The sequence below is a fragment of the Methyloceanibacter sp. genome, assembly GCF_035650995.1.
Taxonomy (GTDB): domain Bacteria; phylum Pseudomonadota; class Alphaproteobacteria; order Rhizobiales; family Methyloligellaceae; genus Methyloceanibacter.
Window position 1 is genome coordinate 1 of record NZ_DASRGO010000125.1, and the last position, 22481, is coordinate 22481.

Genomic DNA, 22481 nt, shown 5'->3' on the forward strand with positions numbered 1-22481 from the left:
GCTGCTCAATCAGGTCTACGAGCCCGCGCTGCTCGAGTTCCAGATGGCCAGCGTCGACCGCACCAAGCACCCGAAATGGTACCGGGTCGGCATCTCGACGCCGGAGGAAGCGGCGATGAAGGCCGAGCTCGGCAAGGCGCCCGATCGCACGCTCAACTTCTACACGGCGGACTTGCCCGACGGGCTGCTCGGCTGGGCCACCTTCCCCTGGTATCTCGGCGCCTATCCGGTGATGGACGGCGTCGTCATCAATCAGATGTCGCTGCCGGGGTCGGCCGAGGAATCGCCCTACAATCTCGGCATGACCGCAGTACACGAGATCGGGCACTGGTGCGGCCTGTTCCACACCTTCGAGAATGGCTGCAACGATCCCGGCGACGAGATCTCGGATACCGCCTATGAGGCCAACTCGGCGTCGGGCTGCCCGCTCGGGCAGAAGTCGGCGTGCGAAAACGAGACGCGCTTCAATCCGGTCGAGAACTACATGGACTATTCCGACGATGCCTGCATGAAGCAGTTCACCCCGCTCCAGTTCCAGCGCATCAAGGACATGGTGGGATATTACCGCTACCAGTTGCAGCCCGCGGTGCACCGGTCGGCGCTGCTCGAGCGCTTGCGCGAAGAATTGGAGTGAGCGCCCTCCGCGCAAGTCTCGCTCTGCTCGCCGTCATCGCGGGCACGGGGCAGGCCCTCGCCTTCAAGAACCTCGCCGCGTGCGACCTCGTCATGGCGGCCTCAGGCCAAACCCCGTTCGCGATCGAGCCCGAGGCCTGGCAGTCCTATCAGAGCGAGGTCTCCTCAATTCTCGCCGGCGTCGCTGGCAACGATCTGAGCCAGGCCGCGGATCGGCTGGTCGAGGCGCAAGAGAGCGCCTTATCGGCGATCGCCGATGACGACGCCTACAAGGACTACCTCGCCGGCGACAATTGCCTTGTGCTCAAAAGCCTGACCACCCAGGGAACCGACGCCGCGCTCGCCGCAGCCGACCCTTCGACGCAGCCTCTCGTGCTCGACCGGGCCCGCGCTGTGGCGAATGCGGTGCGGGCACAGATGGATATGATCTCGCGTTCGGCACGCTTCCGCTCGGGTCGCGACCAGACGCTGCTCGCCGCCCGCTATTATTGCTTCGCGGCGGGGGTGACCGAGGCCCTCGTCGCGGGCGACAAGCTTGCGGACATCCCGCTCAACACCTACGGGCCGACCATAGGCTGCAAGGACGTGGGCAGAGTAGAATAGGAGCGCGGGAACCTGTCATGGAGGTCACAATGATCCTGAGACGTCTCGTTCTTGCCGTGCTCCTCCTCGCCGCGCCCGCGGCTTACGCCGGCGACGACGGCCCCTATCTGTTCGATCTCCTGAAGCAGCCCGCTTACCTCGCTTCGTGGAAGGCGATGCTCAAAGGCGAGCAGGTGCCCGCCTGGGTCGCGAGCTACGCTAAGACCTTCGACGGACCGTCCTCGCCGTCGAAGACGGTCACGGTCGGCGGCCAAGCCTATATGCTCGGCTGGGTGTGCAAGGCGCACGATTGCGGCGACAATCAGCTCCATGTGCTGTTCGCGCCGCAGGGCAAACAGGCGTGGGGACTTCTTGTCTCCGGGTCGAACCAGAAATGGCTGGGCAGGCCCGATGCCGGCATCCAGGCCGCGATCACCGGCAACATGGACCAATGACGCGACGGCTGTCCGAAGGATCGCTCAGTGGATGAGTTCGAACAACTCGCGCCGCTATGCTTCGTGCTGATGCCGTTCGGCAAGAAGCTCGATACGGCCGGGCGCGTGACCAATTTCGACGCGGTGTACGAGAAGATCATCGCGCCGGCCGTGGCCCGCGCCGGTCTCGAGCCGATCAGGGCCGACGAGGAGAAGATCGGCGGCACCATCCACAAGCCGATGTTCGAGCGGCTGATGCTTTGCCACTACGCCGTGGCCGACATCACCGGCGCCAATCCCAACGTGTTCTACGAGCTCGGCGTGCGCCACGCCATGCGCCCGCGCTCGACGGTGATCGTGTTCGGCGAAGGCACCGTGCTGCCCTTCGACATCGCGCTGTTGCGCGGCATCCTCTACAAGACGGACGCGATCGGCGAACCGGTCGACGCCGAAGCCGTCATCGCCGCCATCGCCGACCAGCTTATCGCCGCGCGCGGCAACCCGCACGACGACAGCCCGATCTTCCAGTTGATCGAGGACATGCCGCGCATCGAGGTCGATCACAGCAAGACCGACTCGTTCCGCTCGCAATACAACTACTCGAAGAAATACAAGGATCGGCTGCGCCAGGCGGTAAAACAGGGCGCGGACGCGGTGCAGGCGGTCGCGGCAGAGCCAGCGCTTGCCAACCTGCTCGAGGTCGAGTCGGGCGTCGTGGTCGATCTTTTCCTTTCGCTCCGCGATGTGAAGGCCTATCGGGCGATGATCGAGCTTTACGAGCGCATGCCGCTCCCGCTCAAGCGCGCCAAGATGATGCGCGAGCAGCTCGGCTTTGCGCTCAACCGCGAGGGGCACTTTCAGGAGGCCGAGAAGGTACTCACCGAGGTGATCGCCGAGTTCGGCCCGTCGAGCGAGACGAACGCGCTGCTCGGCCGCATCTACAAGGACCGCTGGGATCTCGCCAAGAAAGAAGGCCTGCCGGAGGCCCGCGCGCTGCTCAAGAATGCGATCGAGGCCTATCTCGCCGGCTTCGAGGCGGATTGGCGCGACGCCTATCCCGGCATCAACGCGGTGACGCTCATGGAGATGATGCCGAAGCCCGATCCCCGCCAAGCCGAAATCCTGCCCGTGGTGCGCTACTCGGCCGCGCGCAAGGCGGCGCGCGCGCCCGACTATTGGGATCACGCGACGCTGCTCGAGCTTGCCGTGCTTGCGCGTGATGCGGACGACGCCGAGGAGAAGCTGGGCGAGGCGCTTTCCGTCGGTCGCGCCTCCTGGGAGCTGGAGACCACGGCGCGCAATTTGCGGTTGATCCGCGAGATGCGCGAGGGCCGCGGCGAGGATGCAGCGTGGATCAAGCGGATCGAGGAGACGCTGACGGAGCGCGCGAAAGCCCTCGAAGCGCAAAAGGCTGCGGGGTGAGGTCCCCGTTTCTCCATCGCACGTCATGCCCGGGCTTGGCCCGGGCATTCAGGGCAACAAATTCCCCGAGCAATTGGCCCCTGGATCGCCGGGTCGAGCCCGGCGATGACGTGAAAATTGAGAGCCTCGCCAATGGCTGATGCGACAACGATGAAGGCGATGGTGATGGAGACGGCGCGGACGCCGCTCAGAGCGGCCGAACTGCCGGTACCAAAGCCAGGGCCGCATCACGTGCTGATCAAGGTCGCGGCGTGCGGCGTGTGCCGCACCGACCTGCACGTGTTCGACGGCGAGCTCGATCATCCCAAGCTTCCGCTCGTGTTGGGGCATGAGATCGTGGGCCGCATCGAGGCACTCGGCGAGGGTGTCGAAGGCTTCACCATCGGTGAGCGGGTCGGCGTGCCGTGGCTCGGCTCCACGGATGGGACCTGCCATTACTGCCGTTCAGGACATGAAAATCTCTGCGATCACCCGCTGTTCACCGGCTATCAGATCGATGGCGGCTATGCGGAGTACACGGTCGCTGACGCGCGCTACGTGTTCCCAATCCCCGAAGGCTATAGCGATGCAGAGGCCGCGCCGCTGCTGTGCGCCGGGTTGATCGGCTACCGCTCGCTCAAGCTCGCGGGTCCGGGCAGGCGGCTCGGCATCTACGGTTTCGGCGCCGCCGCCCATATCGTGGCGCAAGTCGCACGCCATGAGGGGCGCGAGGTCTATGCCTTCACGCGGCCGGGCGACGACCGCGCGCAAGGTTTCGCTCGCGAGCTCGGAGCGGTGTGGGCCGGCGGCTCCGACGAGACGCCGCCCGAGCGGCTCGACGCCGCCATCATCTTCGCGCCCGTGGGCGCGCTCGTTCCGGCGGCGCTTCGCGCGGTGCGCAAGGGTGGGGTGGTGGTGTGCGGCGGCATCCATATGAGCGACATCCCGAGCTTCCCGTACGACATCCTATGGGAGGAGCGCGTCGTGCGCTCGGTCGCCAATCTCACGCGGGACGATGCCCGCGAGTTCCTGGCGCTTGCACCGAGGGTACCGGTCAAGACCACGGTCGTGCCGATGCCGCTCGCCGAGGCCAATGAGGCGCTCGAGCGGCTGCGCAAGGGCGAGTTGACCGGCGCCGCCGTGCTGATCCCTTAGGACCGCGATTTTTTGTTTCGTTGGACTACTGGGACTGCCGGTCTTTCGGACCCACCTGGATGTCGATGCCCTTGTCCTTGGAGATCTCGCCCTGGAAGCCAGGCACGTCGATCTTCACCACGTCGCGGTGGGTGCGCTGGTAGTAGACATAACCCGCCACGATGAGGACGACGATGAGCGCCCCGAGCACAAAAGCGAGCACCGGACTAATGCCACTTTGGTTTGCCATCGCGATTCCTCCAGGCCGTTGATTTTTACCGCCGAACGCCTTCCCCAGCCGCCCCGTTCCTGCTCCGGGCCGCGGCCTCCAGCAGAGTTGTAGGTTCCCCTTGACGTAGGTCAAGGCGGAGGCGCAGCATTGACCCTGAAAAAACAATAAGCGGCCTTCGTCCAAGGGAGTAAACGATGCTTCACCAGGTCATTGAGACTTTGAATGCGCGCGTGGCCTTGCGGTCGCGCTACGACAACTACATCGGCGGCAAGTGGGTGCCCCCGGTGGATGGCCAGTATTTCGACAATATCAGCCCTATCACCGGCAAGCCGGTGTGCCAGGTGGCCCGCTCGCAGGCGGGCGATGTCGAGCTTGCGCTCGATGCGGCGCACAAGGCGAAGGATGCCTGGGGCAACACGGCTCCAGCCAAGAGGGCCGAGATCCTGAACAAGATCGCCGACCGCATGCAGGAGAACCTCTCGGTGCTCGCGGCGGTCGAGACCATCGACAACGGCAAGCCGATCCGCGAGACGAGCTTCGCCGACATCCCGCTCGCGATCGACCATTTCCGTTATTTCGCCGCCGCCATCCGCGTGCAGGAAGGCACACTCGGCGAGCTCGATCACGACACGGTCGCCTATCACTATCATGAGCCGCTCGGCGTGGTCGCGCAGATCATACCGTGGAACTTCCCGATCCTGATGGCGGCCTGGAAGCTCGCGCCGGCGCTCGCAGCGGGCAACTGCGTGGTGCTGAAGCCCGCCGAACAGACGCCCATGTCGATCATGGTGCTGATGGACATCGTCGGCGACCTGCTGCCGCCCGGCGTGCTCAACGTGGTGAACGGCTTCGGCGTCGAGGCCGGCAAGCCGCTCGCACAGAACAAGCGCATCAACAAGGTGGCGTTCACCGGCGAGACCACCACCGGGCGCCTCATCATGCAATATGCATCAGAGAACCTGATCCCGGTCACGCTCGAGCTCGGCGGCAAGTCGCCCAACATTTTCTTCGAAGACGTGATGGCGAAGGACGACGAGTTCTTCGACAAGACGCTCGAAGGCTTCACCATGTTCGCGCTGAACCAGGGCGAGGTGTGCACCTGCCCGTCGCGCGCGCTGGTGCAAGAGTCGATCTACGACAAGTTCATGGAGAAGGCGATCGCGCGGGTAAAGAAGGTGAAACAGGGCAACCCGCTCGAGGCCGATACCATGATCGGCGCGCAGGCCTCCAACGATCAGCTCGAGAAGATCCTGTCCTATATCGACATCGGCAAGAAGGAAGGCGCCAAGCTGCTCTGCGGCGGCGAACGGGCTTCGCTAAGCGGTGAGCTTGCGGGCGGTTACTACGTCACGCCGACGGTGTTCGCGGGCAACAACCGGATGCGCATCTTCCAGGAGGAGATCTTCGGTCCGGTCCTCTCGGTGACGACCTTCAAGAACGAGGACGAGGCGCTCCAGATCGCCAACGACACGCTGTACGGGCTCGGCGCCGGCGTGTGGACGCGCGACCTCAACCGCGCCTACAGATTCGGCCGCGGCATCCAGGCCGGCCGGGTGTGGACCAACTGCTACCACCTCTACCCGGCGCACGCGGCGTTCGGCGGCTACAAGAAGTCGGGCATCGGGCGCGAGACGCACAAGATGATGCTCGACCACTACCAGCAGACCAAGAACGTGCTGGTGAGCTACAGCCCGAAGGCGCTCGGCTTCTTCTAGGCCGAGTCGCCACAGCGATTGTCGGGGGGCCGCCATCCTGCGGCCCCTCGGCGCTTGCGCGACCCTCCAGCGTGTGAGCCGCAGGCGCGACGCAGGCGGACTGATCCCGCGACGAACGACGTGCTGGGCCTCTCGCTTTTTGATGCACCTCAACGCCGCACCCCGGATGCCGTGCAATTGTTGCCTCGGGTTCAGGGGGTGCCACTCTGGCCCGGCGGCCCTAACCGAACGATGCGGTGACGCCTCGCTCCGATTGGGGCCGCCTCCCATGGTCCAGAGCCCCGAACGGGACGCCGACCCCTGGGGTCAGCCCGAGGCGAGCGCCTTCCACGAGGAGGGAGGCACAAGACCCGGCTTTGCGCTATACTGCCAACATGGTTGAACGGGTGCTTGCGACGGAGGCGACGCTCGCGCTGATCGAGCGGCTAAAGCAGAAGCACGGTCCCCTGATGTTCCATCAGTCGGGCGGGTGTTGCGACGGCTCGGCGCCGATGTGCTATCCCAAGGGCGAGTTCCGCGTCGGCGGCAACGACGTCTATCTCGGCGAGATCGGCGGCTGCCCGGTCTACATGGACGCCGATCAGTTCGAGTATTGGAAGCACACTCAGCTCACTATCGACGTGGTGCCGGGCCGCGGCCACGGCTTCACCCTCGAAGCGCCGGAAGGCTTGCGTTTCTTGACGCGGAGCCGCGTGTTCACCGACGAAGAGGCCGACGAGTTGGCAAAGGCTTCCGCTTCGTTAACGCTCCGCTAAGGAAGCCGTTAGGATTTTGCCCATATGCTCCGCTTGCAGACTCCATGCGAGCGGAGCACAGCCCCGTGTCAAATCGGTTTCATTCCCAGGCGATCCGCGCGGCAGATCCCGCGAGTAGTGCCGTGTCGGCGGCACAGTCCAAGCCAAGCGTCGCCGGCAAAACCGTCGTTATCGCCGACGACGACCCGACCATCGTCGAATATCTCGAACTTCGCTGCCGGCATCTCGGCCTCAAGGTGGAAACCGCCTATGACGGGCTGAAGGCCGTGCTCAAGGTCGGCAAGGCAAGGCCCCAGCTTCTCGTCCTCGACCTCAACCTGCCGGACGTCGAAGGCTTCAGGGTCATGGAGCGGCTCGCCGACCCGAAATTCCCCAAGGTGCCGGTGATCGTGCTCACCTCGCGTTCGGACGATGCGGCGATAAAGCGCTGCAAAGATCTGAACGCCTATTACGTCCACAAGGATGGGGAGACCTGGGACAATCTCGAGCCGCTCATCTTCGAGCTTCTCTGCGCCAAGCCGGCCGAGAGCAAGCCCGAGCCCCCTCAGCAGCCGGCGGCCACCCCGCGCATCCTGCTCGTCGACGACGACGTCGAGAGACTGAGGACGCTGACGCAAGGCTTGCAGAAATATCCGGTTGAGGTGATTCACGCCTCGAGTGGCATGCAGGGCTTTCTCACCGCGTTGCGGTGCCTGCCGGATCTCATCGTCACCGACTATGACATGGAGCACGGCGGCGGCAATTATCTCCTCGCCAGGATCAAGAGCACGCGCTCGACCAGGCATATTCCCGTGGTCGTCTATAGCGGTACGCCACTCGAGCGCGGGCTCGAGCACGCGATCAACCGGGATTTGGTCGGCCGCGGCCAGGCGGCGACCTTCATTCCAAGGCCGCTCGATCCTGCGCGCCTTCTCGCCGAAATCCGCAAATACGTCGCCCTCCCCGTCCCGGCCTGAGGGACGCCCCGCAGCCCGTTCTGCCGGCGGCAAATCGCCCCCCGATTTGCCCGTGGACGCGCGTGCCAGGGGGCTGGCGCCGTTTCTGCCGCTGATGGCATAGTTCGCCTCCTCATTCGAGCCCCAGAGGATCGGCTACGTCCACAAGGCGTCCATATCTCTCGCGCCGCGACGCGCTCAAGCTCAGTGCGGCGTTTCCGCTCGCGCTCGGGCTGCCGGGGCTCGGCCTCGGCCCGCGCACCGCAGGCGCCGAGGAGCAGCACTTCCTCAAGGTGCGCGACAAGGTCCCCGACCCCGAGAACGTGTTCTTCGAGGTGACTTTCCCCGGCAAGGCGCCGATCAGGCTCGCCGGCCATTTCTGGTACAACGCCGAGACGGCCAAGGCCGGCGTCAAATGCCCGGCGATCGTCGAGTTCAATCCTTACCGGCGGCGCGACGGGACGATGATCGGCGACGCCAAGATGTATCCCTGGTTCGCCTACAACGACTATCTCTGCTTCCGCGTGGACCTGCCGGGCTCGGGCGATTCGGAGGGCGTGCTCACCGACGAATATTCCGAGGAAGAGCTGCTTGCTTGCGTGCAGGTGATCAACCAGATCGCGCAGCATCCGAATTGCGACGGCAATGTCGGCATGATGGGGAAGTCGTGGAGCGCCATCAACTCGCTGATGGTCGCGGCGCGCAAGGACCGGCCGCCGGCGCTTAAGGCGGTGATCGTGTGCTGCGGCTCCGACGACCGCTTCAACGACGACGTCCACTACATGGGCGGCGCGATGATGTTCGACAATATCAGCTGGCCGTCGTCGATGTGGGGCTGGATCGCGCAGGCGCCGGATCCGGCGATCGTCGGCGATGCGTGGCAGGAGATGTGGAAGACGCGCATCGACAATGCCGATTTCTGGTTCAAGCAATGGGCCGAACATCAGGCCCGCGACGCCTATTGGAGCTCAACTGCCGTGCGCGATCATTACGGCGATGTCGGCGTGCCGGTGTTCATCATGTCGGGCTGGCAGGACGGATACAAGAATCCGGTTGAGCACGTGGTGACTGGGCTCACCGCGCTCGGCAAACCGGTTGCGGGCCTGATCGGCGCCTGGGGCCACAAATATCCGTTCAACGGCTATCCGGGGCCGCGCGTCGATTGGCTCAACTACATCCTCGTCTACTGGTGGGACCGCTGGCTCAAAGGAAAGACGCCGCCCAAAGAGGGCGAGTGGCCGCAACTTCCGGTCTGGCTCGGCGCTTCCAGGGAGCCGAGCAAATCGGCCTGCGACGACGAGGCGGGAAAATGGGTGGCCGAGGACGGCTACTGGCAGCAGCGCATCAAGGAGACAGTGCTCTATCTCAGGCCGAAGAACCGGTTGGGTCCAAAGCCGCCGCACGCGACGATCGCAAGCTCGGGCAAGCCCGTGCTCGACACCGAGATGCTCGAGACGAGCTCCTGGGGCGAATGCGGCAACGATGACCTTCCCGGCAATCAGGCGCCCTTCGACAAGCAATCGCTCTATTTCGACAGCGACCCGTTGCGCCAGGATCTCGACGTGTACGGCGCACCGGTGGTCACGCTGACGCTTTCCGCCGACCGGCCGATCGCGGCGCTTGCCGTCAGGCTGTGCGAGGTGAGTCCCAGGACCGGCGCCTCGCATCTCGTCTGCTACCGCTTCTGCAATCTCGCCGACCGTAGCGGCGACCTCGGCGCGCCCGAATCCGTCGAGCCGGGCGAAGTCTTCACCTTCCGCCTGACCCTCAACATGATGGGTCACAGCTTCAAGAAAGGCTGGCGCATCAGGCTCGCGATCTCGCCCTCGTTCTACCCCACGCTGTGGGAGGCGCCGGAGCCGGTGACCGTCACGCTGCATATGGGTGAGACCGATGACCGTGCAGCAAGCGCGCTCACCTTGCCCGGACGTCCGCCGCGCGAGGAAGACAAGAAGGCCCAAGCCCTGCTGCCGGCGACCTCGGCGGGGATTTATGTCAACCCTGACGACTATCTGCCGATCTTGCTGGAGGCGCGGCCGGCAGAGACTACGCGCAAAGTGGAATACGTCACCATCAACGGCAAGCCCGGCATCTTGACGCGCAAGGTGTTCGACAGCGGTAAATATCTCTATGGCGGCCCGCTCCAGGGACTCTGGGTCGACCAGATCGCCGAGGAGAATTTCGAGATGGTGATCGGCGACCCCCTCTCGCTCAAGGGCTACACCTCATCGACGACGATCATGGAGCGTCCGGAGCAGGGCTTCAGGGCCCGCTCGGAAACGACCACGAGCGTGTGGAGCGAGGCGACGCCGGAGGGCGGCTACGTGTTTCGCTATCGCGCCACCGTCAAGACCTTTAGCGGCCGAGAACCGTCAGAAGACCAGCCCTTCCGAACCAAGACCGTCGAGGGTGTGATCGCGCGGACTTGGATTTAGCGCGCTTCGCCGGACTCGCGGTGTCGGCCTTGTCGGCAGCAGGCTTGGTGTCTTCGACCGCCTCGGCAATCTTGTTCGACTTGGTGCCGTCGGCCTGCTTGATCTCGGTGCACCCCTCGCCTTCCGGCACGGAAGCCGTCACGGCCGCCGTGCCGGCGCCACAAAAGGGTTGGTTTGCACTGCCCTTTCGTTCTTGCTCACGCATTGGTCGAGCCGGTCGAAGGCGTCCCTGCTCTGGTCGAGAGGCACGTGAATGGTGGCGCCCGCGCCGACCACGTTGAGCGCGCTTGCGCTGCGGAGAGCCGCGGCGAACCTATCGTCCTTGATGACCATCGAGACCGAGCTCGCTTCGGCGGCGACCTCCTCATCGAAGCTCTTTGGCCCGAGCGTCATTTTCACCGGATAGGACTTGCCGCGATCGAGCTTCCAGTTGGGCGAGGACAGCTCGAGCGTAAGCGTACCGCTCGTCTTGACGAAGGTCGCGGCGATATCGTCCTCGAGCTTGCGGGTGACCGAGCAACGGTCGAACGCGTCGCCCTTGAAGGTGGCCTCGATCTCCCACGGACCGATGGTGTCGGTGTTAGCGTCCTCGGCGGAGACGGCAGGCGTCGTGGCGACAACCAGTAGAACGCAGCACGGAACGAGGGAGAGCGCTGAAGGCAGAGCAGTCTTGCGCATGGTGCAGACCCCGTCGCGACTGATGATGCAGGAAGAACGCAACACATTTGTCACGAGTTCCTAACGTTACGTTTCGCTTTATTGTTCAGCCGCTTGTGACGCTGTTCGCGAAGCCATCGACTCCCGTCTGACCCGTATCACGCCGGCATCACGCCCGCTCTCTCCTTTGTGTATGGCGTTCGCCCTTCCCCGCCGTGACAATCGACGCGCTCGAGACCTGAGGGCGACAGATGGCGCGCGAAGCGTTCGACGTGGTGATCGTGGGCGGCGGCAACGCCGCCTTCGGCGTCACCGTGCCGACACGAAAAGCGGGGCTCAAGGTGGCCATGATCGAGCAGCGCGATCTCGGCGGCACCTGCCCCAATCGCGGCTGCACGCCGAAGAAGGTGCTGGTCGCCGCGGCGCATGCAATGCACGAGATCGGCCAGGCGCACGTGCATTGCATCGAGGTTGGCAAGCCTAAACTCGATTGGGCCGCACTCATCGACCGCGAGAAGGACATGATTTCGGGCATCCCCGACTCCCTCGGGGAGACGCTTCAGGAGCGCGGCGTCGAATTGGTCCGCGCGGCGGCAAAGTTCGTCGGGCCGAACGCGGTCGAAGCGGGCGGGCGCAGGCTAGAGGCGAAGCACATCGTCATTGCCACGGGCTCCACGCCGAGGCCTCTGCCTATTCCAGGTGCCGAGCTGATGATTACATCAGATGAGGTGCTGAGCGAGCGGGAGCTGCCTGAAAGCGTGCTGTTCGTCGGCGGCGGCGTGGTCGCACTCGAGTTCGGCCATGTCTATGCCCGCGCCGGCGCCAAGGTCACCATCCTAGAGGTCCTGCCGCGGCTTCTGCCCGCGCTCGATGCGGACGCCGTAGAGCAGGTGCGCAAAGAAAGCGTGCGCATCGGCATCGACGTTCACACCGGCGTCAAGGTGAAGCGCATCGAGAAGACCGCCACGCGACTCCGCACCGTCTTCGAGGTGGACGGCAAGGAGATGACTGTCGAGAGCGACCGTGTGGTGAACGGGGCCGGACGCATCGCCAATGTCGGCGCGCTCGATCTCGATGCTGGCAATATCGCCCATGACGGCTTCCGCGTCATGGTGGACGAGACTTTGCGCTCGACCTCCAACCCCTCGGTCTATCTCTGCGGCGACGTGCTCTCGGGGCCACCGCAACTTTCGCCGCTCGCGACCTATGAAGGCAAGCTCGTCGGGCTGAACATCGTCGAGGGACCCAGGCAGAAGCCCGACTATTCGGCCCTGCCGACCGCCGTCTACACCGTGCCCGCGCTCGCCACGGTCGGCCTATCGGAGGCCAAGGCCAAGGAGAAGGGCCTTAGGACCCGGGTGCAAGTCAACGACATGGAATATTGGTTCTCAACGCGACAATTCGCCGAGACGGCCGCCTGGTCGAAGATCATCGTCGAGGAGGAGAGCGATGCGATCATCGGCGCCCATTTCGTCGGCCATGCCGGCGAGGAGCTGATCAATCTTTTCGGACTTGCCATGAAGCATGGGATCAAGGCCGCGCAGGTCCGCGACTTCATTTACGCCTATCCGACCTTCTCGGCGGACATCAAGCATATGCTCTAGCGGTCAGCGCTCCGGGGGTGTACCTCAGCTCGAGGCATGCTTCGCGGCCAGGCCGGCCTTTGCCAACGCTGCGGTCTCGGCGGCGCTGCGTGCCGCGGGTCCGGCGCCCGTCTCGATTGCCGCGAGCATCGCCTTGGCAATCTCGTGCTCGCCCATGACGACGAGGCTCGCGCCATGTTTCATGAGATGCGCGATCTCAGGCTCAGAATGGGCGCGGGCAAGGATGAGAAGCGCGGGATTGACGGCGCGCGCCTGCTGCACCACTTGGCCGCCCTCGAAGGCATCAGGGATGGCGACCAAGAGGCAGCGCGCCTGGCCGAGATTGGCGGCTTTCAGAATCTCGGGGTCTGCGGCGTTGCCTGACAGCGCCTCCACGCCTTCCGCCCGGAGTTCAGCGACCATGTCGTCGTCGTCCTCGATGACAAAGACGGGAAGCGCCTTTTCGCGCAACACGCGGCTGATGAAGCTCCCTACCCTGCCGTGCCCGACCAGCACGACATGGTCCTTGAGGCTCGTCGGACGGATCGGCTCGCGCGTCGGCGAAGGCTCTGGGCGGGCGACGCCAGCCTCTCCCGGCCGCGGCTTCTCGCGCCGAGCAAGCATCACATCGAGCGCGGCCAAGAGAAGCGGATTGGCCAGAATGGTAATGATGGCGCCGGCGAGAATGAGGTCGCGGCCCTGTTCGGGCAGAAGCTTGAGGCTCAAGCCGAGCCCGGCGAGGACGAAGGAGAACTCGCCGATCTGCGCGAGCGAGGCGGCGATGAACAGCGCGGTTCCAGCGGAATGGTCGTAGAGGCGCACCACGAGATAGGCGGCGACCGACTTGGCGACGAGGATGATGAACACGGTGATAAGCAACGCCACCGGCGCCTCGACCACGATGGCTGGGTTGAACAACATGCCGACCGAAACGAAGAACAGGACCGCGAAGGCATCGCGCAGGGGAAGCGATTCCTGCGCCGCCTGCTGCGACAGGCGCGATTCGCTCAGCGTCATGCCGGCGAAAAAGGCGCCGAGCGCGAGCGAGATGCCGAACAGGGTCGCAGCGACAAAAGCCATGCCGAGCGCGATGGCGAGCACGGCGAGGCGGAACAGCTCGCGGCTCCCGGTATGGGCGACGTGGTGCAGGATGCCGGGAATGACCTTCCTGCCGATGACTAGCATGATGACCGCGAAGACGGCGAACTTGCCGAGCACGTAGGCGACCTCGAGGAGAACCTGTACGAGGTCGGGCGCGGCATCCGCGCCGCGGAACAGACCGGCGAGCCCCGGCAGCAGCACGAGTACGACCACCATGGCGAGGTCTTGCACCACGAGCCAGCCTACGGTGATCCGTCCGCGCTCGGTCTCGACCAGGCGCCGCTCTTGCAGAAGACGCAGCAGGACCACGGTGCTCGCCACCGACAGCGCGACGCCAAAGACCAGACCTCCGCCGAGCGTCCAATCGAGCCACCAGCCGACGGCGATGCCGAGCGGCGTGGCGACGAGCGCCTGAGCCAGCGCGCCCGGAATGGCGATGGCGCGGACCGAGAGGAGATCCTCGAGCGAGAAATGAAGCCCGACGCCGAACATCAAAAGAATGATGCCGACATCGGCAAGCTGATCGGCGATGCCCTGGTCGGCGACGTAACCCGGCGTGAAGGGCCCGATCAGGATTCCGGCGATCAGATAGCCGATGAGCGGCGGCAGCTTGAAGCGATTGGCAACGACGCCCAGAGCGAAGGCGAGCCCGAGGGCTATGGCAAGCGTCGATACCAGAGGGGACACATGCGGCATGAGCAAGCTTTCGGCTCGGATCGGCTGTTCCAGCAACCTGACAACGATCAGGCGCGCGGACAACCCCTAGCGGCAACGAAACATTAGGAATTCGGTTTCGCCGAGGCTGGCTTGGCCTTCGGCTCCGTGCTTTAATATCTCGGTGAGCGCGTTCAACTACAAAGCTCCCGCCGAGCTCTATTCGAGCTCGAGCAAGACCGGCAAGCGGCCGATGCGTTATACGCGCTTCAAGAACGCCGCCGAGGCGATCAAATATGCCGTCGAGGTGCTGCCGCCCGAGCTTCTGCTCGGCAGCACGCTCGAGGTCAACGAAGAGCGCTTCGACGGTTTCGGCATCCGCGCCCTCTACGACAGCGACAAGTATCCGTTGCGGCGGCGCAAGGCCGGGTAAGACGCGGCGCGGCTCGGCGCACGCGCTGAATCTCCTCGAACAAATTGAAATTCCTCATTTCTTAACCCGATTTGACGCTTCTTTCTTGACATGTCGCCGCGCTGCCTCCATGTTCCGGCTACATCGATTGCTCGCGATCGCGCGTAGCTGCCGCACCTGTTGCGGCGTCTCATCCCGAGACAATTCCTCTCTCTTCGTCTGCCCCCAGATAGCGCGTGGGGCGAGGCACTAAGGCCCCCGCTTCGAGCCATGCTTGTTCATGAGTCAGGCGGCACGGCCATAAGGAAACGTAGTGACACCATCTTCATTCGACGGTCTCGGCCTCGCCGAGCCTTTGCAACTTGCGCTCAAGTCCGAGAACTATCTCAAGCCGACGCCGATCCAGGCGCAGGCCATCCCGCTCCTCACCAAGGGCTGCGATCTGCTCGGCATCGCCCAAACCGGGACGGGTAAGACCGCTGCCTTTGCTCTTCCCATCCTGCATCGTCTCTTTCTTGAGCCGGTGGAGCGGTCGGGGGGCGCGCCGCGGGCGCTCGTGCTTGCGCCGACGCGCGAGCTTGCTCGTCAGATCGGCGAGCGATTCACAGCATACGGCAAGAAGCTGCCGCTTCGCACGACAGTCATTTTCGGCGGCGTCAACCAGCATCACCAGGTTAAAGCGCTCAAGGCGGGCGTCGATATTCTCGTCGCCACGCCGGGACGGCTGCTCGACCTTTTCAATCAGCGCCACGTGAGACTCGACAAGGTTTCGATCCTGGTCCTCGACGAGGCCGACCGCATGCTCGACATGGGCTTTATCCGCGATGTGCGGAGAGTCGTCGCCGCCTGCAAAGGCAAGCGCCAAACGCTGCTGTTCTCGGCGACCATGCCGCCGGCCATCGCCAAGCTCGCCAATGACATTCTGCACGAGCCGATGCGCATCGACGTGTCGCCCAAGACGGTTGCGGTCGATCGTATCGCTCAGCGCGTGTACTTCGTCTCCGCCAAAGACAAGCGGGCGCTGCTCGACGAGCTGCTGGCCAATCCCGCCAAGGAGCGGGTTCTCGTGTTCACCCGCACCAAACGCGGCGCCGACCGGGTATGCAAGCAGCTCAGCCAGTCGGGCATCTCGGCCGACGCGCTGCACGGCAACAAGGCACAGAACGCGCGGGTCCGCGCGCTCGAGGCCTTCCGCACCGGCAAGGTGCGCGTGCTCGTCGCGACCGACATCGCCGCCCGCGGCATCGACGTTCCGAATATTTCGCACGTCATCAACTACGAGCTCCCGAACGAGCCAGAGAGCTATGTCCACCGCATCGGCCGCACGGCACGGGCCGGAGCTGGAGGCGCGGCAGTGTCCTTCTGCGATCACAACGAGCGGCCTTATCTCAAGGCCATCGAGCGGCTCATGCAGCGCCAAGTCGCCGTCGCCGCGCATCGTCTCGGATTCGCCGAGGCGCCGCGGGATGCCGCCGGCGCAGAGAGGCGCCACCAGCCTCCTTCGAAGGCCCGGGCACGAGTACGAACGCGCAGTCCGCACATCGGCGAGATTCCTATGCTCGCGGCACCCGCGCGAGGGCGCGATCGTGGCAATCGCTACTCAGGAGAGCATCGATGAGCAGGCAATCTTCCGGCAGTTCGACAAGGCGCAACGCTGAGGCACTCCTCAGCAAGACCAAAAAGCGCGAGTGGGACTTCAAGCTCGAACGTGAGCGCGAGAACGAGGCGCTGGCGCTCAAGACGGCGCGACTTCGCGAGCTTCGCCTTGCCAAGGAAACGGCGGAACAGGCCGCCTCTGCTGCGACAGCTTCTCGCCCAAAGCCGCCGAGGCCTCGGCGCTCCAAGCAGACCTGACCCGTCGAGAAACCGAAGAGTTGACGGCATGGCCAAGAAACAGCAGCCACAACCGAACGGTTTCGTGCTGTTCGATGTCATCTACGAAGATGGCAGCCGATCCTCCAACCGAAAGGTCCCGGCCACGGAGCTCGGCGGTTTGAACGGCGATGCGCCGGCGCGCGCCTTCGTCGAGCTTCAGGATCGCAAGATAGGCGAGATGTCCGGCAGGCCGAGGGGCCGCATCAAGTCGATCTCCAGGTCTCCCAAAAGCTAACTCCTCCGATTCAAAGATTCGTATGCCGAATCTTGGGCTGTGTTGCAGGGCTGCACCGCCGCCAGGCGCTCCGCTGCGCTAAGTTGACGAGGCCAGAGCCGCCGAAAGAGCGGCCCGGCTCGGCTCAAGGAGTGGCAGGGGGCGGCCGATGCGTGTTTTGCGCGGCAGATGGACTGCCGTGGCGTTTGCGTTTGCCACGATGCTGGCGGCGCCCGGCGCTGCGCTTGCCGAAGAGTCGCAAACCGCCATACGGGGCAATGGCTGGCAGTTCAGTTTCACGCCTTATGCATGGGCAACGAGCGTCAACGGCAGCGCCACTGTCCACGGGCACAAGGTCGACATCAACGAGAGTTTCATCGACATCCTCGAGAAGAGCGACTCGCTGCTTGCCTGGATGAGCTATTTCGAGGCGCGGAAGGGTCCATTCGCCTTATTCACCGACGTGGTGTGGGAAGATCTCGGTTTTCCCGGCCATGCCCATGATGACTTCGATCGCTCAGGGTCATTCCGCCCCGCCAAACTTCCGAATGTGGTGGTGAGCGCCGACGCCAATCTCTCGCTCAAAGCGAACGCTCAAGCCGATTATCAATCGCTGATCGTCCAGTCGGGCGCCGCTTACGAGGTGGCCAAGTGGTCGTCGGGCCAGTCGCGCACCGCTTTGGACGTGCTCGCAGGCGCGCGTTACTGGAATCAGAATTTCGACGTCGACGCGCACTTGCAAGGCAATCTCAAGGTCAAGCTCGCCGCCGACGTGACGGTCGACCCGCGGGATATCCTTAGGCGCGTGCTCGCGGCCCATGGATTCAAGCTCAATCGGCGCGGCGCCAAGCTGCTGCAAAGCACCATTACCGCCGAGCATGTAATCGATATCGAGGTGCAGAAGGCTTTGGCCTTCGACCGCTCGGGCGACATCGACTGGTGGGACCCGTTCGTAGGGTTCAGGGTGCGCCATCAGATGGGGGCGACCAAGGAGCTAAGCCTGGAGGGCGATGTCGGGGGATTTGGTGCCGGCAGCCAATTCTCCTGGCAGGTGGTCGCGGCTTATGGATTCGACTCCACCATTTGCGGGACGCCCTATCACGGCGTGATCGGTTATCGCGCGCTATCGGTCGATTTCAGCGAGGACAGCCGTTACGGCAAGAACATTCTCGATTTCGTGCAGCACGGACCGATCATGGGTGTTAGTTTCCGCTGGTGACCTCGCAAGTCACAATCGATGTCAGTCTGGGAGGTAGTGTCATGAAGGTGCTGTTCGCTCCGGCCAGAGGCATGCTTGCGGCCGCTCTTGCCCTTTCTCTTTCCGTCTTCTTCGGCGGCGCGGCCAAGGCCGAAGTCGAAATCGCCGCCTCGGGCGGCGTCATCACGGCCATCGCCACGGTCGAGGCGATCGATGTCACGAACCGGCTTTTGACCGTCGCCGTGCCGGAAGGCAACACGATGGTCATCAAGCTCGGGCCCGACGTGCAGAACATCGAGACGATCAAGGTCAGGGAGAAGGTCACCGTCACCTATTCGCAGGAGGTGGCGACCTCGCTGCAGAAGCTCGCGGGGGCGCCCATCAACCAGGACAACGCCATCAGCCGCGAGGAAGAGGCGGGCATGAACATGAACGCGCCGACGGTGGCCGAGCAGGACTGGGTCGAGGTCAACCCAAGCGGCGACACCGACTTCACCACCATCGAAATCACCGACACCGTCGCCAACATCAACTACAACAAGCGGCTGATTACTTTCGCCGGAACCAACGGCAAGACGCGCACCATCTTCGTCGATCCTAGTGTGCCCGGCCTCGATCAGATCCAGGTCGGGGACAGCGTGGTGCTCCTGGTGACGCGGGCGGTGGCGGTCAACATCAAGCCGGTCTAACCGGGGGTTCGCCGCCAAGAATCGGAACTCCTCTTGTGGCGCGACGTTTCTTCGTCGAGTGCAAGAGGAGTTTCGACATGGCACGGAAATATTCCAAGTCAGCCTCGAAGGATGTCGAGCGGGCGATGCACAAGAAGAAGCGCGGGACGCTCAAGAGCGGCCGGAGCGGCAAGAAGGTGACGAGCCGCAAGCAGGCGATCGCGATTGGGCTGTCGGAGGCGCGCAAGAAAGGCAAGAAAGTTCCCAAGAAGAAGGCGAGCTGAGGCTAGCGGGCCGCTTCGACCGCGTAGCCATATTCGGCGGCTGACGCCGTGAGCCAGCGCCAGAAGCTCTCCGAAAGGCTGCGGAATACGGCGATGTCGTAGCTTCGCGTATCGTCGGTCTGCCAGAGCTGCACGCCGATATGTGAAATGATGCTCGTCGTTGCGCTGCCGAGCGGAAACAGGCGCGGATCGAGATCGATAGGCAATCCCTTGGCGAGAACGTCGCGGGCGCGGGGACCGGTGATCCTGACGACGGTGCGGCCGCCGCTCTGGTCGGAGATCGAGGCAAGACCTTTGAGCTTTTCAGACAGGTCGCGCGCGAGCACTCCGCCCGTGAGGCTCTCAGAAATCGCGAGCCACTGGCCCGGCCCGTAGCCGACGAAGCCTACGTCCGGTCCTTGGACGATGCGCGATGTGGAGGGCAGATCGACGCCATGGGCTTCCATAACCGCTTGCCGCAGCGCATCGGCCCTCCCCTTGCGCGCGGCGACCGTGGCGAGGCCGAGTCCGACACGTTCGGCGATGACGACGCCCGGCTCGCCATCGCTTTGGCCGTAGCGGCCGGGACGCGCAAGGCCGTCGAGCGCCGATTTCGGTTTGAGAGGGCTAGACACGGAGGCGCGCTCCTTCCGGATCGATGAAGCAGGGCGGGCGGACCTCTGCGAGCAGATCGCCGCCGCGCACGGGATCGTAGACGCGCACAATATCCCCGTGACGCTCAGGTCCGCGCGACAGAAGACCCAACGCAAGCCAATGGCCGAGCGAGGGCGAGAAGGCGGCCGAGGTGACGTAACCCTGATCGTTGGCGGCGGTCGCTTCCGCGCCCTGCGGCAGGAGGTGGGAGCCCGCGCGGATTCGCGCGCCGGCCTCGATCGGCTTCAATCCCACGAGGGAAGGCCGCAACGGATCGGTGAGCGCCGGGCGCTGCGCCATGAAGCGGCCGATGAAATCCTTCTTGGCCGACAGCAGCTTGCCCATGCCGAGATCGTGGGCCGTGGTCTGGCCGTTCAGCTCGGCGCCGGCAGGGTGGCCCTTCTCGATGCGGAGCACGCCGAGCGCCTCGGTGCCGTAGGGCGCGATGCCGAACGGCGCGCCTGCCTCCATGATGGCGCGCACGAGCGCATCGCCGAAGGACGAAGGGACCGCGATCTCGTAAGCCATTTCGCCCGAGAAGGAGAGGCGGAAGAGCCGAGCGGGCGTTCCGCCGCAGACGCTCACCTCCCCCGCGGCAAGATAGGGGAAAGCCTCGTTGGAGATGTCGTGGGGGGGATCGATCACGCGCTGAAGCACATCGCGCGCACGCGGCCCCGCCACGGCGAACTGCGCCCATTGCTCGGTCACCGAGACCATCTGCACGTCGAGCTCCGGCCACAAGCATTGCTGGCAGAACTCGAGATGCTGCATGACCTTCACTGCGTTCACTGTGGTCGTGGTGACGAAATAATGATCCTCGCGGAGCCGCGCGGTGGTGCCGTCGTCGAGCACGAAGCCGTCCTCGCGCAGCATCAACCCGTAGCGCGCTTTGCCAACGGGGAGGGTCGAGAAAGTGTTGGCATAGACGCGGTCGAGGAAGAGGCCGGCATCTGTGCCTTGCACGTCGATCTTGCCGAGCGTCGAGACATCGCAGATGCCGACCTGCTCGCGCACGTTCGCCACCTCGCGGTTGACGGCGGCTTGCGCCTCCTCGCCCGGCTTCGGGTAGTAGGCGGCCCGGAGCCAGGGCCCGGTCTCGACGAAGACCGCGCCCTGCTCCTCGGCCCAGCGGTGGGAGGGGGCAAGCCGCGCAGGCCGGAAATCGGGGCCGCGATGGTGGCCGGCGAAGGCCGAGATCGCGACGGGAGTGTAAGGCGGGCGGAAGGTGGTGGTGCCGACCGCGCCAATATAGCGACCGGTGACTTGAGCAAGCACAGCGGAGCCCGAGAGGCCCGCGGTCTTGCCCTGGTCGGTCGCCATGCCGTGCGTGGTGTAGCGCTTGAGATGCTCCGGGACGCGGAAGCCTTCGCGCACGGCAAGCTTCACGTCGGACACGGCGACGTCATTCTGGAAATCGACGAAGGCCTTGCCGCGAGTGTTCGCGACCTGCCAGAGCGGGCTTGCCGCGAGCGGTTCCTCCTTGGCTGCGGGAACGGCGCTCGGCTTGACGGAGAACCCGCATGAGGCGGCGGCCTCCGCTCCCGCCCGTTGCCCGCCGGCGAGACAGGCGCCGAGGGCATAATCGCCGGCGGCGGCGCCCGCGACGCTCATGCCCGGCGGAAGCTTGCCGGGGAGGAGCGCGGCAAGCTGCTCGTTCCATTGCGGTTTGCCGTTGAGGTGGGTGGTGAGGTGGATGGTCGGGTTCCAGCCGCCGGACATGGCGATGAGATCGCAGTCGAGGCGCTCAGTTCCGCCGTCGGCGCGCGCGATCTCGACACCGCTCACCGCCTGGCGCCCACGCACGCGGGTGATAGAGCCGCCGTCGAGGTAGCGCGCCCGCGCCGCTTCAGCCGCCTTGCGCACAGAGTTCGAGCCTCCGCGGCGTGCATCGACGAGCGCCGCGACCTCAACCCCGGCCTCGGCCAGGTCCTCTGCGGTGCGGAAAGCCTCGTCGCTCGCGGCGAACACGACCGCGCGGGCCCCGGGAACCACGGCGAAGCGGTTGACGTAAGCGCGCACGGCGCCGGCGAGCATCACGCCCGGCCGATCGTTGCCGCCGAATACGACCGGGCGTTCGATGGCACCCGCGGCGAGAACGGCGCGCTTGGCCACGATGCGCCACAGTCTGAGCCGCGGCTCGTGCTCCGGCGGTACGGGAAGGTGGTCGTTGACGCGCTCGACCGCGGCATAGGTACCCCCGTCATAAACGCCCACCACCGTCGTGCGCGGCATGATGCGGCAGTCGGGCAGGCTTTCGAGCTCTACCTTGGCGGATTGGACCCACTCGATTGCCGGGCGCCCGTCGATCTCATAGCGCTCGGACAACAGGCGGCCGCCGAGGCGGAAATCCTCGTCGCACAGGATCACGCGCGCGCCTGAGCGGGCGGCGGCAAGCGCGGCCGAGAGTCCCGCCGGTCCTCCGCCGATCACGAGCACGTCGCAGAAGGCGTTCGCCTTCTCGTAATGATCGGGATCGGGGGCACCAGCGGCGCGTCCGAGGCCCGCGGCGCGGCGGATGGCCGGCTCATAGACCTTCTCCCAGAACGAGGCCGGCCACATGAAGGTCTTGTAGTAGAAGCCGGCGCCGAAGATAGGCGCGAAGAGCTGGTTCACCGCGAGCAGATCGAATTTGAGCGACGGCCAGCGGTTCTGGCTCGTGGCGTCGAGCCCGTCGTAGAGCTCGATGGTCGTGGCGCGGGTGTTCGGCTCGCGTCGCGCGCCGGATCGGAGCTCGACGAGCGCGCTCGGCTCCTCGGAGCCCGCGGTCAGGATGCCGCGCGGGCGATGATATTTGAACGAGCGCGCGACGAGGCGGACGCCGTTGGCAAGGAGCGCCGAGGCGAGCGTGTCGCCGGGATGGCCGATGAGGTCCTCGCCGTCGAAGGTGAAGGAGAGCGTGCGGCTGCGGTCGATGAGGCCGCCGGCCGCCAAACGGTGGGCTTGCGC

At 64.9% G+C, this 22481-nt stretch carries 22 protein-coding genes; 17 read left to right on the forward strand and 5 right to left on the reverse strand.

The annotated features are described in order from the left end of the window. From VFB18_RS09330 to VFB18_RS09350, 5 genes are all read left to right on the forward strand, one after another. The coding region (locus VFB18_RS09330) for a zinc metalloprotease (RefSeq protein ID WP_324974011.1) at positions 1–634 on the forward strand (634 nt) is incomplete at its 5' end. Beyond that, a complete protein-coding gene (locus VFB18_RS09335; RefSeq protein ID WP_324974014.1) occupies positions 631–1236 on the forward strand; it encodes a hypothetical protein in 606 nt (201 codons plus the stop codon). The genes VFB18_RS09330 and VFB18_RS09335, both read left to right, overlap by 4 nt. A 29-nt stretch (positions 1237–1265) precedes the next feature. Then, complete coding sequence (locus VFB18_RS09340) at positions 1266–1670, forward strand: Ivy family c-type lysozyme inhibitor (protein WP_324974016.1); 405 nt, start codon at positions 1266–1268, stop codon at positions 1668–1670. Between the two features lie 27 nt (positions 1671–1697). Continuing rightward, positions 1698–3071, forward strand: a complete 1374-nt coding sequence (locus tag VFB18_RS09345; protein WP_324974019.1) for a TRAFs-binding domain-containing protein — start codon at positions 1698–1700, stop codon at positions 3069–3071. A 150-nt stretch (positions 3072–3221) separates the two neighbouring features. Beyond that, positions 3222–4205, forward strand: a complete 984-nt coding sequence (locus VFB18_RS09350; RefSeq protein WP_324974066.1) for a zinc-dependent alcohol dehydrogenase family protein — start codon at positions 3222–3224, stop codon at positions 4203–4205. A gap of 25 nt (positions 4206–4230) precedes the next feature. Here the strand turns inward: VFB18_RS09350 and VFB18_RS09355 are convergent, their stop codons facing one another. Then, a complete protein-coding gene (locus VFB18_RS09355) occupies positions 4231–4434 on the reverse strand; it encodes a hypothetical protein (protein WP_324974022.1) in 204 nt (67 codons plus the stop codon). A 176-nt stretch (positions 4435–4610) separates the two neighbouring features. Between VFB18_RS09355 and adh the strand changes: the two genes are divergently transcribed. The 4 genes from adh (at position 4611) to VFB18_RS09375 (ending at position 10256) form a co-directional block, all read left to right on the forward strand. Further along, the gene (gene adh / locus VFB18_RS09360; RefSeq protein ID WP_324974023.1) at positions 4611–6131 is read left to right on the forward strand and encodes an aldehyde dehydrogenase; all 1521 of its coding nucleotides are present in this window, start codon (positions 4611–4613) and stop codon (positions 6129–6131) included. Positions 6132–6505: 374 nt separating this feature from the next. Further along, a complete protein-coding gene (locus VFB18_RS09365; RefSeq protein ID WP_324974026.1) occupies positions 6506–6886 on the forward strand; it encodes a DUF779 domain-containing protein in 381 nt (126 codons plus the stop codon). Between the two features lie 122 nt (positions 6887–7008). Further along, positions 7009–7842, forward strand: a complete 834-nt coding sequence (locus tag VFB18_RS09370) for a response regulator (protein WP_324974029.1) — start codon at positions 7009–7011, stop codon at positions 7840–7842. A 272-nt stretch (positions 7843–8114) separates the two neighbouring features. Further along, a complete protein-coding gene (locus VFB18_RS09375) occupies positions 8115–10256 on the forward strand; it encodes a CocE/NonD family hydrolase (RefSeq protein ID WP_324974031.1) in 2142 nt (713 codons plus the stop codon). Positions 10257–10394: 138 nt separating this feature from the next. On the opposite strand, the gene VFB18_RS09380 is transcribed toward VFB18_RS09375, so the two are convergent. Next, positions 10395–10934 (reverse strand): hypothetical protein, encoded by a 540-nt coding sequence (locus VFB18_RS09380; RefSeq protein ID WP_324974033.1) that lies wholly within the window; start codon positions 10932–10934, stop codon positions 10395–10397. A 230-nt stretch (positions 10935–11164) separates the two neighbouring features. On the opposite strand from VFB18_RS09380, the gene VFB18_RS09385 reads away from it, so the two are divergent. Continuing rightward, on the forward strand, positions 11165–12517 hold the full coding sequence (locus VFB18_RS09385; RefSeq protein WP_324974035.1) for an NAD(P)/FAD-dependent oxidoreductase: 1353 nt from the start codon (positions 11165–11167) through the stop codon (positions 12515–12517). A 24-nt stretch (positions 12518–12541) separates the two neighbouring features. On the opposite strand, the gene ybaL is transcribed toward VFB18_RS09385, so the two are convergent. Next, positions 12542–14293: a YbaL family putative K(+) efflux transporter gene (gene ybaL, locus VFB18_RS09390; protein ID WP_324974038.1), complete on the reverse strand. Its 1752-nt coding sequence runs from the start codon at positions 14291–14293 to the stop codon at positions 12542–12544. A 142-nt stretch (positions 14294–14435) separates the two neighbouring features. On the opposite strand from ybaL, the gene VFB18_RS09395 reads away from it, so the two are divergent. The 7 genes from VFB18_RS09395 to VFB18_RS09425 all read left to right on the forward strand — a co-directional run bounded on the left by VFB18_RS09395 (position 14436) and on the right by VFB18_RS09425 (position 18902). Beyond that, a complete protein-coding gene (locus tag VFB18_RS09395) occupies positions 14436–14684 on the forward strand; it encodes a hypothetical protein (RefSeq protein ID WP_324974040.1) in 249 nt (82 codons plus the stop codon). A gap of 292 nt (positions 14685–14976) precedes the next feature. Beyond that, positions 14977–16281 (forward strand): DEAD/DEAH box helicase, encoded by a 1305-nt coding sequence (locus tag VFB18_RS09400; RefSeq protein ID WP_324974043.1) that lies wholly within the window; start codon positions 14977–14979, stop codon positions 16279–16281. Next, complete coding sequence (locus VFB18_RS09405) at positions 16278–16517, forward strand: hypothetical protein (RefSeq protein ID WP_324974046.1); 240 nt, start codon at positions 16278–16280, stop codon at positions 16515–16517. The genes VFB18_RS09400 and VFB18_RS09405 overlap by 4 nt, the downstream gene beginning before the upstream one ends. Before the next feature lie 28 nt (positions 16518–16545). Next, entirely contained in the window at positions 16546–16773 is a 228-nt protein-coding gene (locus tag VFB18_RS09410) for a hypothetical protein (RefSeq protein WP_324974049.1), read from the forward strand. A gap of 148 nt (positions 16774–16921) precedes the next feature. Further along, positions 16922–17971: a hypothetical protein gene (locus VFB18_RS09415; RefSeq protein WP_324974052.1), complete on the forward strand. Its 1050-nt coding sequence runs from the start codon at positions 16922–16924 to the stop codon at positions 17969–17971. Between the two features lie 41 nt (positions 17972–18012). Then, positions 18013–18639: a hypothetical protein gene (locus VFB18_RS09420; protein ID WP_324974055.1), complete on the forward strand. Its 627-nt coding sequence runs from the start codon at positions 18013–18015 to the stop codon at positions 18637–18639. 77 nt (positions 18640–18716) lie between these two features. Continuing rightward, positions 18717–18902, forward strand: a complete 186-nt coding sequence (locus tag VFB18_RS09425) for a DUF6496 domain-containing protein (RefSeq protein ID WP_324974058.1) — start codon at positions 18717–18719, stop codon at positions 18900–18902. 2 nt (positions 18903–18904) lie between these two features. Here the strand turns inward: VFB18_RS09425 and VFB18_RS09430 are convergent, their stop codons facing one another. After that, complete coding sequence (locus tag VFB18_RS09430) at positions 18905–19516, reverse strand: sarcosine oxidase subunit gamma (protein ID WP_324974061.1); 612 nt, start codon at positions 19514–19516, stop codon at positions 18905–18907. Next, positions 19509–22481, reverse strand: a 2973-nt coding sequence (locus VFB18_RS09435; protein ID WP_324974063.1) for a sarcosine oxidase subunit alpha family protein, incomplete at its 5' end; no start/stop codon positions are given. The genes VFB18_RS09435 and VFB18_RS09430, both read right to left, overlap by 8 nt.